This is a genomic window from Novosphingobium sp. HR1a (assembly GCF_015594425.1).
Classification (GTDB): domain Bacteria; phylum Pseudomonadota; class Alphaproteobacteria; order Sphingomonadales; family Sphingomonadaceae; genus Novosphingobium; species Novosphingobium resinovorum_A.
In genome coordinates, this window is record NZ_JABXWS010000051.1 from 129,064 (window position 1) to 147,451 (window position 18,388).

Below are 18,388 nucleotides of genomic sequence, written 5' to 3' on the forward strand. Positions count from 1 at the left end.
CGGTCGTGAGGCGCAGCCTCGCGTGGGGGCGCCTTGCCGATGGCGCGCGGCTAAAGACAGCCACCGGTCCTGGATCAAGTCCGGGACGACGAGCGGGGTCACCCCTCATAGCGCAAGTCCACATGCGTCGCCTCGCCGTTCGGACCCATCGGCGAATCGTACTCGATGCAGGTCACGACTGGGTTGTCGTGGCTGGCGAAGAGCTTTTCCTCATCCGCCCTGGTCATCGGCAGGCGTTCGGGCGAGGCGATGATCGCCTGCGAGCGCTCGAAATCCTCGCGGCTGTTCCACCAGATTTCCATGATGCAGTCGTAGCCCGGATCGTGGATTTGCCCGGTGATGGGGTTCTTCTCCGGCACCAGATAGCGCCGCACATAGCGCACCGCATTGGGGATCGCGGGCTTGGCGCCGGACTTCTTCGCCAGCTGCGAGTGCTGGTTCTCGTAGTAGTCCATGAATTCGTCCATGGTCATGTCCGAGCGTTTGCGGAAGAAGCAGATCTGCTTGAGCATCGGAAGGCCCCCTTAGAGACGGCGAAGGGCGAGGACGCTGCCCTCGGCATCGGCGGAGAGGTAGACGGTGCCGTCGGGCGCCACGGCGACGCCGGTAAATGTGTTCATCGGCCCGCACATGTCGCCCACGCCGCCAAGCTGTACCGGCTGCAACCCGCCCGGCCCGCCCATCGGCAAGTCACTGGCGACGACCTCGCGCGCGCCGCCCGCCAGATCACTGGCGACAAGCGCATTCCCGCCCGGATCGGCGACAAACAGCGTGCCGCCCGCGATGGCCAGCCCCTCGGGCCGGGCGAGACCGTCGAGCACCACTTCCTTGCGCCCGCCGACCAGCTTCACCACGCGGCCCGCGCCGCTTTCGGCGACGTAGACGGTGCTGTCGCCGGACACCGCGACGCCCATCGGCCGGTCGAGGCCGCTGGCCAGTTCGGCGACGTTGCCGCCCTCGATCGCATGGACCTTGCCGGTGCCGAACTCGGCGAAGACGACGCCGCCGGGGGTGACGGCAACGCCCATCAGCAGGTCGTGGCCGCTCGTCAGCACCTCGCTGGTCGCCGCCGCCGGGTTCCAGCGGGCGACGTCGCCGTTGGCGGTGGTGACGATCCATTCGTCGGGGCCGCTCGCCGCAACGTCGCGCACCCAGCCGGGGAAGCCGGGCGAGAACAGCATGCCCGCCAGTTGCAACGGCTCGCCGGGGCGCAGCAGGTAGGTGAACCCGCCGTCCGCCACCAAAACGTGCCCGTTGGCATCGACCGCGAGGCCGAGCGGCCACTGCAGCCCCTTTTCCACCAGCGGCCGAGTCTGCCCCGGCGCGGTGATCTCGGTGATCGAGCCGTTGATGTGGCTGACGAACGTGCGCCCGTTCACGAAGGCCACGTTGTCGAGCCCCGGCCCGATGTCGGCCAGCACCGTCTTGGCGCCGGTGCGCGGGTCGATCTTGAGCACTTGCCCCGAATAGACCTGCGTGGAGATGATGGAGCCGTCGGGGTGGAACTTCACCGAGTCCGGCACGCCGAGGTCCCTCGCCACGACCTCCGGCTCGCCGCCGTCGAGGCCGATGCGCCAGATCTCGTTCGCGCCCTGAGCCGGGAAGTAGAGCTTGCCGTCCGGGCCCACCTCGAAGGCGTTGGCCATCGGCACCCCCTCGAAGATGACGCGCGGTGCGCCGCCGTCGCGGTCGAGTTCCATGATGCGCCCGCCAATGCGCAGTTCGCCCGCGATCAGGCGGCCCTGATGGTACGTGATCGGGTTCGCCACCGGCATTTCGCCGTGGATCACCCGGTATTGCCCCGAGGGCGTCATCATCGAGACGCGGCCTTCGGTGATCTCGGTGCAATACAGGTTGCCCGCCTCGTCGAAGGCGAGGTCGTCCGGGCCGACGATGCCGCCACCATTGGCACTGATCGTCTCGATCGCGCCGCTGTCGACGTCGATCGCGCTGACCTTGCTGCCCGCCACTTGCGCCACGTAGATGCGCCCATCGGCACCGGTGCGGATACCGTTGGCGCCGTTGAGGCGGCTTGCCGGGGTCATGCGGTGCAGGCCCCAGCCCTCGCCAGGCTTCGCGGTTATCGCATTGGCATTACGGCCGGCGGCTTCCAGCATGTATACATCCCTCTCCTCCGGCGCGTCGCCAGATCTTTGGCCGGAGGGTATAGGCGGGCGCGAATGCGCGCAACGCGATGTGCCTGTCTCCGTCAGGCTTCAGACACAGCATCGCCTGAGCGACGTGCCCGTCGTTGCCAAGCGTGGCTGCGTGCAGATATTCGTCCACCAGACCGAATAACCCATTGAGACGCGCCCCGACTGGAACGCCGAGCCCCGAACGCCGCCGGTTTTCCCGGCGGACGCGCTCGCCCCGAGAGAGGACAGTCCCCATGCCTACCCTTGAACTGCGTTTCGACGGCCGCGTCGCGGTAGTCACTGGCGGTGGCCGTGGCCTCGGCCGCTCCTATGCCCTGCTGCTCGCCGAGCGCGGCTGCAAGGTCGTCGTCAACGATCTGGGCGGAGCGATACGCGGGGATGGACCGGATACAAGCGTCGCGCAAAGCGTGGTGGATGAGATCGTCGCGGCGGGCGGCGAGGCGATCGCCAACGCCGATACCGTCGCTACGCCGGAAGGCGGCCGCGCCATCGTCCAGGCCGCGCTCGACACCTGGGGCCGCATCGACGTGCTGATCCACAATGCGGGCAACGTGCGCTACGGATCGATCCGCGACATCCCCTACGAGGACTTCCGCGCGGTGGTGGACGTCCACCTGCTCGGCGCCTTCCACGTCGTGCAGGCGGCGTTCGGACCGATGTGCGACGCGGGCTACGGGCGCATCGTGCTGACCAGCTCGATCGGCGGCGCCTACGGCAACGTCAACTGCGTCAACTACGGCGTTTCGAAGTCGGGCATGATCGGCCTCAACAACATCGCCGCGCTGGAGGGCGAGGCGCACGGGGTGAAGTGCAACATCATCGCTCCCGGCGCCGTCACCCGCATGGCCGACGGCCTCGACATCTCGCAGTATCCGCCGATGGGACCGGAACTGGTCGCCCCGGTGGTGGGCTGGCTGTGCCATGAAAGCTGCTCGGTTTCGGGGGAGATGGTGTCTTCGATGGCGGGTCGCATCTCGCGCATGTTCATCGCTGAGACCGTCGGCACCTACCGCCCGCACTGGACGATCGAGGACGTCGGCAGCGCGACCGAGTCATGGCACGACAAGGACGGCCTGCTCGATCTCGGCCTGCACGGATACATCGAACACCTCGGCTACAGCTTCGCCATGGCGCGTTCCGAAATCGCCGAGGCGCAATAATCAACACCACTGTTGACTTATACTGCCGTGCGAGCCACCGCCACTCACAGATCAGCGCCCTCGAACGAAGTGGGATTGGACATGACCTGCCTTAAAACCGACGTGCCCGCGCCGGACGAACTCGACATTCCGGCGCTCAAGGCGAAGTACCTCGCCGAGCGTGACAAGCGCCTGCGCCGCGAGGGCGGCGAGCAGTACGTGCGCCCGACCGGGGACTTCTCGGACAACTATGCCCATGATCCCTTCACGCCCGTTGCCGAGCGCGCGCCGCTGGTCGAGGACATCGACGTGGCGATCCTGGGCGCGGGGTTCTCGGGCATCCTTGCGGGCTATCACTTGCGCAAGCAGGGCGTGACCAACGTGCGCAACATCGACCATGCGGGCGGTTTCGGCGGCGTGTGGTACTGGAACCGCTATCCCGGCGTGCAGTGCGACAACGACGCCTACTGCTACCTGCCGTTGCTCGAAGAGACGGGCTACATGCCGTCGAAGAAGTTCTCCGACGGCTGGGAAATCCAGGCCTATTGCCAGAAGATGGCCGAGGATTTCGAGCTGGCTGACAAGGCGCTGTTCCACACGCTGGTGGAAGGGATCGTCTGGGACGAATCCATCAAACGCTGGCACGTCAGGACCAATCGCGGCGACGACATCCGCGCGCGTTTCGTGGTCATGGCAGGCGGCGTGATGAACATGCCCAAGCTGCCCGGCATCCCCGGCATCCACGACTTCAAGGGCAAGATGTTCCACACCAGCCGCTGGGAGCACGACTACAGCGGCGGATCGTGGACCGCACCCGAGCTGGAAAAGCTGCGTGACAAGCGCGTCGCCATCGTCGGCACCGGCGCCACCTCGGTCCAGGCGGTGCCGTACTTGGGCAAGTATGCAAAGCAACTCTACGTGCTCCAGCGCACGCCTTCCAACATCGACGAGCGGCCCAATCCGCCGACCGATCCCGACTGGGCAGCCTCGCTCCAGCCCGGCTGGCAGCAGGAGCGCATGGCGAACTTCCATCGGGGCGCGCAAGCGTTCTTCCTGCCCGGCGAGCCCGACCAGATCTGCGACATCTGGACCGAGATCAGCCGCAACCTGAACCTCGAACTGGAAGCGGACGGCTTCCCGCAACTCGATATCGGCGAGATCATGGCCCGGCGCGACGTGGTGGACTATCAGGTCATGGAACGCCTGCGCCGCCGCGTCGATGCGATCGTCGAAGACAAGGAAACCGCCGAAATCCTCAAGCCGTGGTTCCGCTTCATGTGCAAGCGGCCACTGTCAAACAACGACTACTACCCCACCTTCAACCAGCCCAACGTCAAGCTGATCGACGTTTCCGCCACGCAGGGCGTGGAGCGCATGACCGAAAAGGGCTTTGTCGCCGACGGCGTGGAGTACGAAGTCGACCTGATGATCTTCGCCTCCGGCTTCGAGGTGACGTCGGACCTGAAACGCCGCTGGGGCATCGCCACCGTCGAGGGCGAGAACGGCCTGTCGATCTACGACCACTGGGAGAACGGCCCCGCCACCCTCCACGGCGTCACCACCGACAAGTTCCCCGGCATGTTCTACATGGGCTACATCCAGGGTGCGACCAACTCCAGCACCACCGAGCAGTTCGGGCGGCAGGCCGAACACCTGGCCTTCATGATCGGTGAGACCGTGCGGCGCGGTGCCGACAAGTTCTGCGCCACCGCCGAGGGCGTCGCCGGCTACGTCGCGCACTGCCGCGCCAACGAGGTCGACATGTCCGAGTTCCAGCAAGGGTGTACGCCCAGCTACTTCAACAACGAGGGCGACAAGGAACTGAAGTGGGCCTTGTTCAAGGGCTATCTGCCCGGCTGGGATGCCTGGCGCGACATGCTGGCCGACTGGCGCCTGTCGCCCGACCTGCCGGGCGTGGCGTTCGAGGCGCGTGAGCCGGTGAATTGATCCGAGAGGCGGTTGATCCCGTCGTCCCGGACTTGATCCGGGACCGCTGGCCATGAACCGCCCACCTCACGTCGGCGTGCCCGGCTGATGGCTCACGCCTAAAGACAGCCACCGGTCCCGGATCAAGTCCGGGACGACGATGCGGCTCACCGGCCTCCACAGCCCTGTTCCCGGTCCATTCTTGACGCGGAGTCCCCCGCGAACGCATAATCGCCCCCGGAAACCCCGAGGGAAATTTTAATGGCCACCCGCCCCATCGCGCCCGGTCGGCGTATCGCCAAGCCGGACTGGCGCGCCGTACTCAAGCGCTCGCTGCGCCGTGCCGGAGAGCTGTCCGGCGCGCTGGTGCTCTTTGCGGGCATGGTGTTCCTCGCCCTCGCGCTGGTGAGCTACCACCAGACCGACCCCTCCACCTCCACCGCCGCGGGCGGCGACGTGCAGAACTGGATGGGTGTGACCGGCGCCTGGACCGCCGAGCGCGCGCTGTTCCTGTTCGGGCCGGTTTCCGCGCTGTTCGTGCCGCTGCTCTACGTCTTCGGCCGCAAGTTGTGGTTGCTGGTCGAGGAGGACGACGGCGAGGTCGAGCATACCGACCAGCGCTGGTGGGTGCCGGTCGGGGTGCTGGCGCTGTCGATGCTGCTGATCGCCACGGTTCTCTCGCTGTGGTTCACCAAGCCGGGCGGAACCCTGCCCGCCTCGATGGGCGGCATTTCCGGGCTGCTGGGCGCCAAGGCGATCACCGCACTGGCGGGCCTCGCGCCCGAGGCGGCGCATGGCGGGATCAAGTTCGCTCTGGCCGTGATCTGCCTTGGCCTCGGCCTCGTGCTGGCGGGCCGCGTCTTCGCCTTCGACTGGGCGCGCCTGCTGACTTTGCCGGGCCGCATCGGCCGCCTCCCGATCAGCCTCCCGTCCGCCGAAGACCTGCCGTTCAAGCCGGGCAAGGAGAAGCAACTCAGGGCCGAGCGCGCAGAACAGCCGGAGAAGGCCGAAGCCCCGCTGCGCGCCGCTGAGATGCCCGCAGCCGCCTCTGCGCCTGCCCGCAAGGCGCCCGAGATCAGCGCCCCCAAGGCCGCGCCGATCCCCGCGCAGTTCGGTTCGGACAGCCGCCAGAAGGACATGTTCGACAAATACGAGTTGCCTAGCCTCGACCTGCTGGCCGACCCGGCACCGAACTCGCAGCCCAAGATCGACAAGCTCAGCCTGGAACGCAACGCGCGCCTGCTGGAAACGGTGCTCGACGACTTCAACGTCAAGGGAGAGATCACCGCCGTGCGCACCGGCCCGGTCGTCACCATGTACGAACTGGAACCGGCGCCCGGTATCAAGGCCAGCCGCGTCATCGGTCTGGCGGACGACATCGCCCGCAACATGTCGGCAATCTCCGCGCGCGTGTCCTCGATCCCCGGCCGCACGGTCATGGGCATCGAACTGCCCAACGCCAACCGCCAGATGGTATCCTTCAAGGAGATGGTCGCGTCCGAGGCCTTCGCCCATCATAAGGGCATGCTGCCGATCATCCTGGGCAAGGACATCGCCGGCGAGCCGGTCGTCGCCGATCTGGCGACGATGCCGCACCTGCTCGTCGCCGGTACGACGGGTTCGGGCAAGTCCGTCGGTCTCAACGCCATCCTGCTGTCGCTGCTGTACCGCCTGACGCCTGCGCAGTGCCGCCTGATCCTCGTCGATCCCAAGGTTCTCGAACTCAAGAGCTACGACGACATCCCGCACCTGCTCTCGCCCGTGGTCACCGAACCGCCCAAGGCGATCCGCGCGCTCAAGTGGGCGGTCGAGGAAATGGAGCGCCGCTATCGCCAGATGAGCGAGATTTCGGTCCGCAACCTCGCCAGCTTCAACGAGAAGGTCCGCACCGCCGCCGCCAAGGGCAAGCCGCTGGGCCGCCGCATCCAGATCGGCTTCGACCCCGAGACGGGCGAGGAACTCTACGAGGACCGCCAGCTCGACTATGAGGCGCTGCCGCAGATCGTCCTGATTGTCGACGAACTCGCCGACCTCATGGTCACGGTCGGCAAGGAAATCGAAGTTCTCATCCAGCGTCTCTCCCAGAAGAGCCGCGCGGCGGGCATCCACCTGATCATGGCGACGCAGCGTCCATCGGTCGACGTCATTACCGGCGTCATCAAGGCCAACCTGCCGACCCGCGTGTCCTTCGCCGTGACCAGCCGCATCGACAGCCGCACGATCCTTGGCGAACAGGGCGCGGAGCAGCTGCTGGGCAAGGGCGACATGCTCTACAAGCCCAGCTCCGACCCCATCAAGCGCGTCCACGGCCCCTTCGTCTCGGACGAAGAAGTAGAGCACGTCGCCACGTACTGGCGCTCGCAGGGCAAACCGGACTACGTGGACGCCGTCACCAACGAGCCCGAGGAAGGCAGCTTCGGCTTCGACGATCTCGACGCGACGGCCTCGGACCAGCCCGACGAGCGCAAATACCGGCAGGTCTGCCAGCTGGTGTTCGAGAACCAGAAGGTCTCAGTCTCGTGGCTGCAGCGCCAGATGGGCGTGGGCTACAACACCGCCGCCAAATGGGTCGAGCGCATGGAGCAGGACGGCTACGTCGGCCCGGCCAACCACGTCGGCCGCCGCGACATCTACCGCGATGAGAACGGAAGCCCGCTTTGACACTCATCGTCGCGCTGGTGCTGGCCGGTGCCCCCCTGGTTTCCGTCGCGGCGACATCCACGCTCACCGCGACCTCGGGCAACTGGGTGCGCGTGTTCAAGCAGGAGGTCGAGACCGCCGTGGGCCGCAGCGTCCGCATCGACACGGCGAGCATGAGGGCGGGCGGTCTCGGCCGCACCTTCCGCGAACTGGACGTACTGACCAGGGCACAAGGCCAGATGCCGCGCGGCACCATGCAGTTCATGCTGCGCAGCGTGAACTGCACCGCAGGAACCACGCGGGTGGAGCAATGGCAGGTGCTCAATCCGGGCGGCGCGCCGCTTGGCGGCTCGGCGACGCCGGGCGCGACGCAGCGGGTGCGCTGGGACAACGAGGACGGCCTGGTCATCCGCTACGTGTGCCAGGGGATATTGCCGCGGTAACTGCGGCGCAGGCGTGGTTCTGGAGGGCGGGGGCTTCGACAAGCTCAGCCTGAGCGGATTTCAGAGCATGCTTTCCAAAGATTGAGACTTTCTCTGCTTCGTCATTGCTTCGCTGCGCTCGCAATGACGAGGGATTGGTTTGATCAAATCGCATCGTACTCCAGATCCCGCTCAGGCTGAGCTTGTCGAAGCCCCCGCCGACGGCACCTACCTGATGCGACAACATCCCCACCATTGTATGGTTGGCCCCGGCGTACCCCGCCGCTAAGACAGTCGCGCCTCCCCCACGCAATACCCTCGAAAGGCCCCGATGGAAGAACATGCCCAGGCATTCCTGCTGCGCGACGGATTTTTCCTGCTGGGAACCGCGCTCGGCTTCGTGCTGCTGTTCCGGCGGCTGGGAATCGGTGCGACGCTGGGTTTTCTCACCACCGGAGCGGTGCTCGGCCCCTACGTCCTGAACCTCGTCGGCGACCCGGAGAGCAAGATGGGGATCGCCGAACTCGGCATCACCCTGCTGCTGTTCATCGTCGGCCTCGAACTCGCGCCAGCGCGCCTGTGGAAGATGCGGCACGAGATTTTCGGGCTCGGCTTGCTGCAAGTCGTGCTGTGCGGGTTGGCGGTTTCGGCTGTCATCTACTTCTTCACCGGCTTCAGCCTGCAGGCCTCGCTGGCGCTGGGTCTGCCGCTGGGGCTGTCGTCCACCGCGCAGGTGCTGCCGATGCTGCAGAGCGCCGGGCGCCTGCACACCCCGTTCGGGGAGCGATCCTTCGCGATCCTGCTGTTCCAGGACCTGTCGATCATCCCGCTCATCACCATCATCGCCGCGATGAACCGCAATCCGGCGCTGCATTCCGGCCCGCCGGGATGGGTGCTGGGGCTGGAGACGGTCGCGGCCATCGTCGGCCTGATCCTCGCGGGGCGCTTCGTCATCCGGCCGCTGTTCGGCCTGATCGGCAACCTCGGCGAGCGCGAGATGTTCGTCTTCGCCGCGCTGTTCACGGTCATGGCCTCGGGCGCCTTGATGCAGGCGCTCGGCCTTTCGACCGCGCTTGGCGCCTTCATCGCCGGCGTCATGCTGGCAGATTCGCCCTATCGCCACGAACTCGAGGCCGACGTCGAACCGTTCCGCGCGATCCTGCTGGGGCTGTTCTTCATGTCGGTGGGCATGATGCTGGACCTCTCCGCCATCGCCGAACGCCCCTTGTTCGTCATGGCGATGGCACTGGCGCTGATCGCGGTGAAGGGCGGGATCATCTTCCTGCTCGGTCTCGCCTTCCGCATGGAATGGCGCAGCGCGCTGGCGCTAGGCCTGCTGCTGAGCCAAGGGGGTGAATTCGCCTTCGTCCTGTTTGCGCAGGCCAGCAATGCGATGCTGGTGGATGCGCAGGCGACCAGTCTGTTCAGCGCCATCGTCACTCTCTCGATGGTCACCACGCCGTTCCTGATGATGGCGACGCGCGGCATCCGCGAGAGGCCCGAGGGCAAGAAGGAAGTCCGCGAGGGCCCGCACGAGGACGGCGCCAACGCGATCGTCGTGGGCTATGGCCGCTTCGGGCAGACAGTGGCGCAGATGCTGATCGCCGCCGACATTCCGGTGACGATGATCGACACCGACATCGAGATGATCGACATCGCGCGGGACTTCGGCGCGCAAGTCTGGTTCGGCGACGGCACTCGCATCGACATGCTGCGCCAGGCGGGCGCGGCAGAGGCCGAACTGATCGTCTTCTGCATCGACGGCGACCAGTTGACCGAGCCGTTCCTGCAGGCCGTCCACCAGGCTTTCCCCAATGCGCAAGTTCACGCCCGCGTGTTCGACCGCCGCGCGCTGGTGCGACTGAAGGACGCGCCGATCGCCTCGATGGCGCGCGAGGTGATGGAATCGGCGGTGGTGCTGGCGCGCAAGGCGCTCAAGGGGCTCGACGTGGCGCTCGGCGACATCGACCGCGCCGAACAGATGTACCGCAAGAGCGACAAGGAGCGCCTGACCGTGCAGTACGAAGGCGGCGACGTGCGCGCCGCGCGGGAGCACATCATCACGCAGCGGCCGAGGGACCGGCGGTAGCTAGGTGTCGTCATTGCAAGCGCAGCGAAGCAATCCAGAGCAGTATCAAGCCGCCCTGGATTGCTTCGCTGCGCTCGCGGGTGACGAAAGGTGGTCAGCCCACGAAAGGCGCCGCCACTTCCGGTGGCACACGCATCAGCCGGCCTGAGGCAATGTCGATCATCGCCCATGTCGTGCGGGCCGAGACGATCACCTTGCCCGCCGCGTTACGGAAATCCACCCGCCGGTCGAACCGCGCGCCGCTCGGTCCTTCGGGAATAAAGGTCTCACCCGTCACGCTCTCACCCTCGCAGATGTTGCCGCGGTAGTCGATCTCGTGGCGGGTGACGAGCCACGCGTACTTTTCCTGATGCTCAGGGGGAGCGACGGCGGCCCAGTGCGCGCCCGCCATCGCCTCCATCCACTGCACCCACACCGCATTGTTGACATGGCCCATCACATCGATGTGCTCCGGCAGCGCGGTGAAGGTGAGGGTGAACATCAGCCTTCGACCCCGAGCTGCCACAGGATGAAGGCGAACTCCTCCGCCGTTTCCTTCAGGCTCTCGAACCGGCCCGACTTGCCGCCGTGGCCCGCGCCCATGTTGGTCTTCAGGATCAGCTCGTTGCCGTCGGTCTTCAGTTCGCGCAGCTTGGCCACCCACTTGGCGGGCTCCCAGTAGGTCACGCGCGGGTCGTTGAGGCCAGCCGTCACCATCAGCGGCGGGTAGGCCTGGCGCTTGACCTGATCGTAGGGGCTGTAGCTCAGGATCAGATCGAAGGCGGCCTTGTCCTCGATCGGGTTGCCCCATTCAGGCCACTCGCCCGGCGTCAGCGGCAGGGTGTCGTCGAGCATGGTGCTCAGCACATCCACGAAGGGCACGTGCGCCACCACCGCGCCGAACAGCTCGGGGTCGGAGTTGATGACCGCGCCCATCAGTTCGCCGCCCGCCGAGCCGCCGGAGATGCTGATCCGGCCCGCCTCGGTGAAGCCGCGCTCGATCAGGCTCTTTGCCACGTCCACGAAGTCGTTGAAGGTATTCTCGCGCCGCTCCAGCTTGCCCGCCTTGTACCACGCGCGGCCAAGGTCGTCGCCGCCGCGGATATGCGCGATGGCGTAAGCGAACCCGCGATCGACCAGGCTGAGGCGCGAGGTCGAGAAGCCAGGATCGATGGCGATACCGTAAGCGCCGTAGCCATAGAGGTGCAGCGGCCCGGCTCCCGTCCGGTCCTTGCGATAGACGATGGAAACGGGGATCGCGGTGCCGTCGCGCGCAGGTATCTCCAGCCGCTCGGTGGCATAGAGCGAAGCGTCGTAGCCCGAAGGAATTTCCTGGACCTTGAGCGTCTCCAGCGTGCGCGCCGCGACGTCGTAATCCATCACCGAGGACGGCGCGACCATCGACTCGTACGTCAGCCGCAGCTTCTCCATGTGCCATTCGGGGTTGTTGGAGAGCCCCGCCGAGTAGCTCGCCTCGGGGAAGGCGATCGGCTCGATCCGCGCCGGATCGTCGTAGTAGCGCAGCTCGATCTGGTCGAGACCGGCGCGGCGCCCCTCGATCACGTAGAAATCGCGGAACAGATCGAAGCCCGTCAGGTAAAACTCGTCCGTGCCCTCGATCAGCGTCGTCCACTCGCCGGGGTTCGCCAGCGGCGCGGTGGCGAGGCGGAAGTTCTCGTGCGTGTCGTTGGTGTGGATGTAGAGCACGTCGCCGCGCTCATCGACATCATACTCCACGCCCTTGGCGCGCGGCTTCACCAGGATTTGCTCGCCGAGCGGATCGTCGGCGAGGACCATGCGGCATTCGCTGGTCTCATGGTCGCTGGTGCCGATCAGCAGCCACTTCTCGTTCGAGGAGAGCGAGGAGCCGACGCGGAAACCCTCGTCATCCTCGTGAAACAGTTCGACGTCGTCTTCCACCGGCTGGCCCAGCCAGTGCAGGCGGGCATTGTCGGTACGCCATTGCTCGTTCGCCAGCGAGTAGACGAGGCCCTTGTCCTTCGCCACCCAGACCAGCGAGGACAGCGTGCCGGGGATCTCGTCCGGCAGCAGTTCGCCGGTGGTCAGGTCCTTGATCCGCGCGGTGAAGCGTTCCGAGCCGTTGTCGTCATACGCGTAAGCGAGCAGCCGCCCGTCCGTCGTCGTCGAGATCGCGCCGAGGCGGAAGTAGTCCTTGCCCTCGGCGAGCGCCACTTCGTCGAGCATCAGTTCGGGCTCGCCGCCCGCGACGGGTTTGCGCCACCATTTCTTGTATTCGGCGCCTTCCTCGAACTCGATCCAGTAGAGCCAGTCGCCATCCTTCTGCGGGACCGACGAATCGGCTTCCTTGATGCGGCCGCGCATTTCCTTGAACAGCGCGTCGATGCGGCCCTTGTGCTGGTCCATCTTCGATTCGAACCAGCGGTTCTCCGCCTCGAGATGGTCGAGGACCTCCTTGTCCTTCACCTCGGGATAGCCGGGATCGCGCAGCCAGGCGTAGTCGTCGCTGACGGTGACGCCGTGATGGGTGAAGGAATGCGGCTTCTTCGCCGCCTGCGGGGGACCGATGAGGGTCGGGGTGGAATCTGCCATGCGCACCATCTATGATTGCTCAATACCCCCCGCAAGCCGGAACCCATGACATGCTGATGAATACCCACGAAGCCCGCCTCGATGCGCTCCGCAAGGAACTGAAGGCGCGCGGCCTCGATGGCTTCGTGATCCCTATCTCCGACGAGCACATGAGCGAGTACGTCGGCGCGTATGCCCAGCGGCTCGAATGGCTGACCGGCTTCGGCGGCTCGGCCGGAACCGCCGTTGTGCTGACCGACGCAGGCCGCTCGCCTGCCGCTGCCATGTTCGTGGACGGACGCTATACCCTGCAGGTGCGCGATCAGGTCGATGGCAGGCTCTATGCCTACGAAAGCGTGCCTGCGACCAGCGTTCCTGCATGGCTCGCCGAGCATGCGCCCAAGGGCGCGCGGATCGGCTACGACGCATGGCTTCACGGCTCGAAGTGGGCGCAGGCGGTGGAAGCCACGCTCGCGGCCAAGGGCGGCGCGCTGATCGCGGTCGAGGGCAACCCGATCGATGCCGTGTGGCAAGACCAGCCCGCCCCTTCGGCCGCTCCCGCCGTGGTCCACCCGGACACGTTCACCGGCGAGGCGAGCGAGGCCAAGCGCGCCGCCGTTTCCGAATGGCTCGCGACCCGGAACCTCGACGCGACGGTGATCACCGCACTCGATTCGATCGCCTGGCTGCTCAACATCCGCGGCGCTGACGTGGACCGCACTCCCGTCGCGCTGTCCTACGTCATCGCGCGGCAGGACGGCACCGCCGACCTGTTCATCGCCGGGGAGAAAGTGACCGACGAGGTCCGCCGCCACCTTGGCAACGCGGTGACCGTGCGCGAGCGCGCCGCCTTCACCCAGGGCCTGCGCGAACTGGCGGGCAAGCGGGTCGCCGTCGACCCCGAGCGCGCCGTCAGCGCCATCTTCGAGGAACTTCGCGGCGTCGGTGCCACGCTGGTGGAGGAACGCGATCCCACCGTGCTGCCCAAGGCCGTCAAGAACCCTGTCGAGCAGGCGGGCCACCGCGCCGCGCAAGGTCGCGACGCCGCCGCCGTGACGCGCTTCCTGCACTGGCTCGCGGTCGAGGCGCCCAAGGGCGAGGTCACCGAACTGTCAGCCGCCGCGAAGTTGCAGGACTTCCGCGCGCTCGATCCCAGCTTGCGCGACCTGTCGTTCGACACGATCTCCGGCGCCGGTCCTAACGGAGCGAGCCCGCACTACCGCGTGTCGGAAGAGACCAGCCTCACGCTCGAACCCAACTCGGTCTACCTCGTGGACTCGGGTGGGCAGTACCTCGACGGTACCACCGACATCACCCGCACCGTCTGGGTCGGGCCTGATGCGCCCTTCGCCGAAGTGAAGGACCGCTTCACCCGCGTGCTCAAGGGCCACATCGCGCTGGCCCTTGCGGTCTTCCCCAAGGGCACGGCGGGCAGCCAGCTCGACGTGCTGGCGCGCCATGCGCTGTGGCAGGTGGGGCTCGACTATGCCCACGGCACCGGCCACGGCGTCGGCAGCTTCCTTGCCGTTCACGAAGGGCCGCAGCGCATCGCCAAGTCCTCGGGTGGGCAAGCGGGCACCGACCAGCCGCTGCTGCCGGGCATGTTCCTCTCGAACGAGCCGGGCTACTACAAGACCGGCGAATACGGCATCCGCATCGAGAACCTGATCCTCGTCGAAAAGCGCGAGATCGCGGGCTCGGACGGCGAATACTACGGCTTCGAGACGCTCACCCACGTACCGATCGAGCGGCGCCTGGTGGACACATCGCTGCTATCTCCGGCCGAAGTCGCGTGGTGGAACGACTATCACGCGCGGGTGCTGGAGATCGTCGCGCCGCAGCTGGAAGGAGACGCGCTGACGTGGCTGCACGCCCAGTGCGAGCCGCTCTGACATGACGGCGCGCGACCTTCGCACCTTTCCGGTCCACCTCGGCCTTGGCGCGAAGGTCGCGGACCAGCCTGCCTTCACCGGGATGGACTGGTACGCGGCCTATGGGGAGCGCACCGCAGCCGATGGGAGGGAGGGCCGCCTCGTCAGCATGTACGATTTCTCGAGCAGCTGGGATTCGTGGGAGATGCACCCGGAGGGCGACGAACTCGTCGTATGCCTGTCCGGAGAGATCACGCTGATCCAGGAATACCCCGATGGCCGCCTCCATTCCGAGACCTTGCAGGCGGGGCAGTACATCGTGAACCCGGCGGGCGTGTGGCACACCGCCGACGTCTCGCAACCCGCGAGCGCGCTGTTCGTGACGGCGGGAATGGGCACACGGGGCCGCCCGCGCTAAATCCTCCTCCAAGACAAGCGCGGGGAGGGATAGCTTGCAGATGAACGCCCGCTCTACTTGTGACAATTGACGACAATAAACGCATGTCCCGGCACAACTGCGCGACAACCGGCGTTTAGACAGGATCATAGAGAGCCGCAGGACAGTTCTTCCCCCTCCCTTCCCTTGCTGTCCTGTGGCTCTCATCCAATTGTTACGGGACAAGACACATGACCTCGATGAAGACCCTGCTGCTCGGCCTTTCGGCTGCTGCACTGACGATCGGCGGCGTGGCCTGCGCCCAGGCCCCTGCCAACAACGCACCCGCAGCCCAGAAGCCCCGTATGGAGCGTCCCAGGATGGACGCCGACGGCGACGGCGTGATCGCCCGCGCCGAGGCCCAGGCCCGCGCGACCGAACTCTTCGCCAGGCTGGACGCCAACAAGGACGGCAAGCTCGACAAGGCCGACCGCGAACTGATGCACCAGCAGATGCGTGAGACAATGTTCGCGAAGCTCGATACCAACGGAGACGGCTCGATCTCCAAGGCCGAGTTCATGGCCGATCGCGGTCCCGAAGGGCGTGGCCCCGGCGGCCCCGGTCCTGACGGCAAGGACGGCCCGCCGCCCCCGCCTCCGGCTGGCGAAGACGGCGCTTCTCCCCCGCCCCCTCCCGGCGGCGAGCATGACGGCATGCGCCCCGGAATACATAGGGGTACGCACGGCAAGATGGGTCGTGGTGGCCATCGCGGCGGCATGATGATGGAGAAGCAGGCCGACGCCAACAACGACGGCGCCGTCACTCAGGCCGAGTTCATTGCCGCTGCCCTCAAGCGCTTCGATGCGCAGGACACCAACCACGACGGCAAGGTGACCAAGGAAGAGCGCGCAGCCGCCCGCAAGGCGCACATGGACGAGCGCAAGGCCCGCTGGGAGACCAAGAAGGCTGACAAGAAGGCTGCGAACTGACAGGAAGGCGCGGTAACGCCATGGATTTAGAGATGAACGATACCGCGCCTGCTCCTTCTCCGGCCAAGCTGCTGCTCGTCGACGACGAGGCTTCCCTTCGCGAACCCCTGGGCGACTACCTGTCGCGGCAGGGGTTCGCCGTCGTCCAGGCGTCGAGCGCGGCCGAGGCCCGCTCGCGCCTGCGGGACGCCAAATTCGACCTCGTCCTGCTGGACATCATGATGCCCGGCGAGGACGGCCTGTCGCTCTGCCGCCATTTGGTCGAGGCGCAGGACGTGCCGGTGATCTTCCTCACCGCGCGCGGTGAGGCGACCGACCGCATCGTCGGGCTGGAGATCGGCGCCGACGACTATGTCGTGAAGCCCTTCGAGCCGCGCGAACTGGTCGCCCGCGTGCGCAGCGTCCTGCGCCGCGCCTCGCGCGCCGCGCCCGCCCCGGTCGAGAACGAGGCCTTCGAATTCGAGGGCTGGCGGCTCGATCCGCTCAAGCGCCGCCTGATCGATGCCGAAGGCGCGGTCGTCGCCATTTCCTCGGTGGAATACCGGCTGCTGATGGCCTTCCTCGAACACCCCCGGCAAGTGCTCAACCGCGACCGCCTGCTCGACATGGTGCAGGGCCGCGAGGCGCACCTGTTCGACCGCGCGGTGGACAACCAGGTCAGCCGCCTGCGCCGCAAGATCGAGCAGGACAGCCGCAACGCCCAGCTTATCCAGACGGTCTGGGGCGGCGGCTACATGCTGGCGGCGGACGTGCGCCGCGTACCGATAGAGGACTGATGCGCCTTGCGATCCCTTCCGTGATCAGGCCCCGCAGCCTGATGGGCCAGATGCTGCTCGCGGTGGCGGCGGCGCTGCTGCTGGTGCAGGGCATCGGCGCCCTGCTCGTCTACCGCGCCCAGCGCGAGGGCTACGAGGCCGGCATGAGCAATGCCGTCGCCTTCAAGCTCATTGCCGAGACGCGCGGACGCGGTGCCCTTGGACGGATGCTGCGCGGCAACGATCGGGACCGGGATCGCGCGCCTTTCGGTGGGCCGCCCCTGCGCGGCTTCCCGCTGGAACTCAGCGAGGGCTCCCCGCTGCGCACCGGCGAAAAGCGTGACGCCGACATGGAAGAGCGGCTGCAGCACACGCTGGCCGAACAGGACTTTCCCGCTTCGCAGATCGTGGTCGTCCACCGCACCGTCGGCCGGGATGCGTTCGCCCGCACTCATACCTACAAACGCGCCGCGCATGGTCGGCTCGAAGGGCCGGAAGTCAGCGAGATGATGGACGATCACTTGCTGGTGGTCGGCGTCAAGCAGCCAGGCAAGACCAGCTGGATGGTCGCCCGCGTGCGCAGCCCGCGCGCCTTCAACGTCATGATCCGCCCGCTGATCGTGCAGACCGTGATCATCTACCTCGTGCTCGTCGGCGCCGTCGCGCTCATCCTGCGGCGTATCACCAGGCCGCTGGCCGCGCTCACCCGCCGGGTCGAGCAATTCGCCGTCAGCCCCGGCTCGGCCGGCCAGCTCGATCCCAGCGGGCCGGACGACATGCAGCGCCTGATCGTCGCGCACAACGCGATGGAAGCGCGCATCGTCGCCATGCTGGATGAGAAGGACGTGATGCTGGGCGCCATCGGCCACGACCTCAAGACCCCGCTCGCGGCCCTGCGCGTCCGCATCGAATCGGTCGAGGACGATACCGAGCGCGGCCGCATGGCCGCGACGATCGAGGACATCGTGCGCACCCTCGACGACATCCTCTCGCTCGCCCGCGTCGGCCGCCCAAGCGACCCGCGCGAGCGTACCGAACTTTCCGCGCTCGTGGCCTCGGTCGTCGAGGAATACGAGGACATGGGTGAGCCGGTCGATCTCGGCGACACCCAGCGCACCGTCCTCGAACTGCGCTCGACCTGGCTGCGGCGCGCCTTGCGCAATCTCATCGACAACGCGCTGCGCTACGGCGGCGGTGCCAGGGTGGGGCTGGAGAAGGACGGAGACCATGCGGTGATCCGCATCGAGGACGACGGCCCCGGCATCCCCGACGACGAGATCGAGGCGATGACCAATCCTTTCGTGCGGGGCGACCCTTCGCGCAACAAGGCGACCGGCGGGGCGGGCCTCGGTCTGGCTCTGGCGCGGGCCATCGCCGACCAGCACGGCGGCGCTCTGGTGCTGGCAAACCGGCTTTCGCCCACCGGCGAGATCGAAGGGCTGACGGTGAGACTGGAGCTGCCGCTGAGCTGAGTGCCTCCCCGGCTCGGGCAGGAA

The 18,388-nt window shown here is 66.9% G+C and carries 14 protein-coding genes; 10 read left to right on the forward strand and 4 right to left on the reverse strand.

What is annotated here, in order from left to right; all coding sequences use genetic code 11:
* Positions 1 to 98: 98 nt before the first annotated feature.
* Both HWN72_RS14185 and HWN72_RS14190 read right to left on the reverse strand, forming a co-directional pair.
* Positions 99 to 512, reverse strand: coding sequence for an EthD domain-containing protein (locus tag HWN72_RS14185; RefSeq protein ID WP_008830810.1), 414 nt, complete (start codon positions 510 to 512; stop codon positions 99 to 101).
* Between the two features lie 12 nt (positions 513 to 524).
* Positions 525 to 2,117, reverse strand: a complete 1,593-nt coding sequence (locus tag HWN72_RS14190) for an SMP-30/gluconolactonase/LRE family protein (protein ID WP_211150500.1) — start codon at positions 2,115 to 2,117, stop codon at positions 525 to 527.
* Between the two features lie 272 nt (positions 2,118 to 2,389).
* On the opposite strand from HWN72_RS14190, the gene HWN72_RS14195 reads away from it, so the two are divergent.
* The 5 genes from HWN72_RS14195 to HWN72_RS14215 all read left to right on the forward strand — a co-directional run bounded on the left by HWN72_RS14195 (position 2,390) and on the right by HWN72_RS14215 (position 10,372).
* Positions 2,390 to 3,316, forward strand: a complete 927-nt coding sequence (locus tag HWN72_RS14195; protein WP_008831454.1) for an SDR family NAD(P)-dependent oxidoreductase — start codon at positions 2,390 to 2,392, stop codon at positions 3,314 to 3,316.
* An 81-nt stretch (positions 3,317 to 3,397) separates the two neighbouring features.
* Entirely contained in the window at positions 3,398 to 5,242 is a 1,845-nt protein-coding gene (locus HWN72_RS14200; protein ID WP_211150501.1) for an NAD(P)/FAD-dependent oxidoreductase, read from the forward strand.
* Between the two features lie 240 nt (positions 5,243 to 5,482).
* Positions 5,483 to 7,882: a DNA translocase FtsK gene (locus tag HWN72_RS14205; protein ID WP_008832751.1), complete on the forward strand. Its 2,400-nt coding sequence runs from the start codon at positions 5,483 to 5,485 to the stop codon at positions 7,880 to 7,882.
* Complete coding sequence (locus HWN72_RS14210; protein WP_008832752.1) at positions 7,879 to 8,304, forward strand: hypothetical protein; 426 nt, start codon at positions 7,879 to 7,881, stop codon at positions 8,302 to 8,304. Before HWN72_RS14205 ends, HWN72_RS14210 begins: the two co-directional genes overlap by 4 nt.
* A gap of 310 nt (positions 8,305 to 8,614) precedes the next feature.
* Complete coding sequence (locus HWN72_RS14215) at positions 8,615 to 10,372, forward strand: cation:proton antiporter (RefSeq protein WP_008832753.1); 1,758 nt, start codon at positions 8,615 to 8,617, stop codon at positions 10,370 to 10,372.
* Positions 10,373 to 10,466: 94 nt separating this feature from the next.
* Here the strand turns inward: HWN72_RS14215 and HWN72_RS14220 are convergent, their stop codons facing one another.
* Entirely contained in the window at positions 10,467 to 10,853 is a 387-nt protein-coding gene (locus HWN72_RS14220; RefSeq protein ID WP_008832754.1) for a thioesterase family protein, read from the reverse strand.
* A complete protein-coding gene (locus HWN72_RS14225) occupies positions 10,853 to 12,922 on the reverse strand; it encodes a S9 family peptidase (RefSeq protein ID WP_375154522.1) in 2,070 nt (689 codons plus the stop codon). The genes HWN72_RS14220 and HWN72_RS14225 overlap by 1 nt, the downstream gene beginning before the upstream one ends.
* 50 nt (positions 12,923 to 12,972) lie before the next feature.
* On the opposite strand from HWN72_RS14225, the gene HWN72_RS14230 reads away from it, so the two are divergent.
* The 5 genes from HWN72_RS14230 (at position 12,973) to HWN72_RS14250 (ending at position 18,364) form a co-directional block, all read left to right on the forward strand.
* Entirely contained in the window at positions 12,973 to 14,793 is a 1,821-nt protein-coding gene (locus HWN72_RS14230; protein WP_211150503.1) for an aminopeptidase P family protein, read from the forward strand.
* Position 14,794: 1 nt separating this feature from the next.
* Positions 14,795 to 15,190, forward strand: a complete 396-nt coding sequence (locus tag HWN72_RS14235) for a cupin domain-containing protein (RefSeq protein WP_008827793.1) — start codon at positions 14,795 to 14,797, stop codon at positions 15,188 to 15,190.
* A 209-nt stretch (positions 15,191 to 15,399) separates the two neighbouring features.
* Positions 15,400 to 16,137, forward strand: coding sequence for an EF-hand domain-containing protein (locus HWN72_RS14240; protein ID WP_008827792.1), 738 nt, complete (start codon positions 15,400 to 15,402; stop codon positions 16,135 to 16,137).
* A 32-nt stretch (positions 16,138 to 16,169) separates the two neighbouring features.
* Positions 16,170 to 16,913, forward strand: coding sequence for a response regulator (locus HWN72_RS14245; RefSeq protein ID WP_008827791.1), 744 nt, complete (start codon positions 16,170 to 16,172; stop codon positions 16,911 to 16,913).
* On the forward strand, positions 16,913 to 18,364 hold the full coding sequence (locus HWN72_RS14250; RefSeq protein WP_008827790.1) for a HAMP domain-containing sensor histidine kinase: 1,452 nt from the start codon (positions 16,913 to 16,915) through the stop codon (positions 18,362 to 18,364). The genes HWN72_RS14245 and HWN72_RS14250 overlap by 1 nt, the downstream gene beginning before the upstream one ends.
* Positions 18,365 to 18,388: the final 24 nt, after the last annotated feature.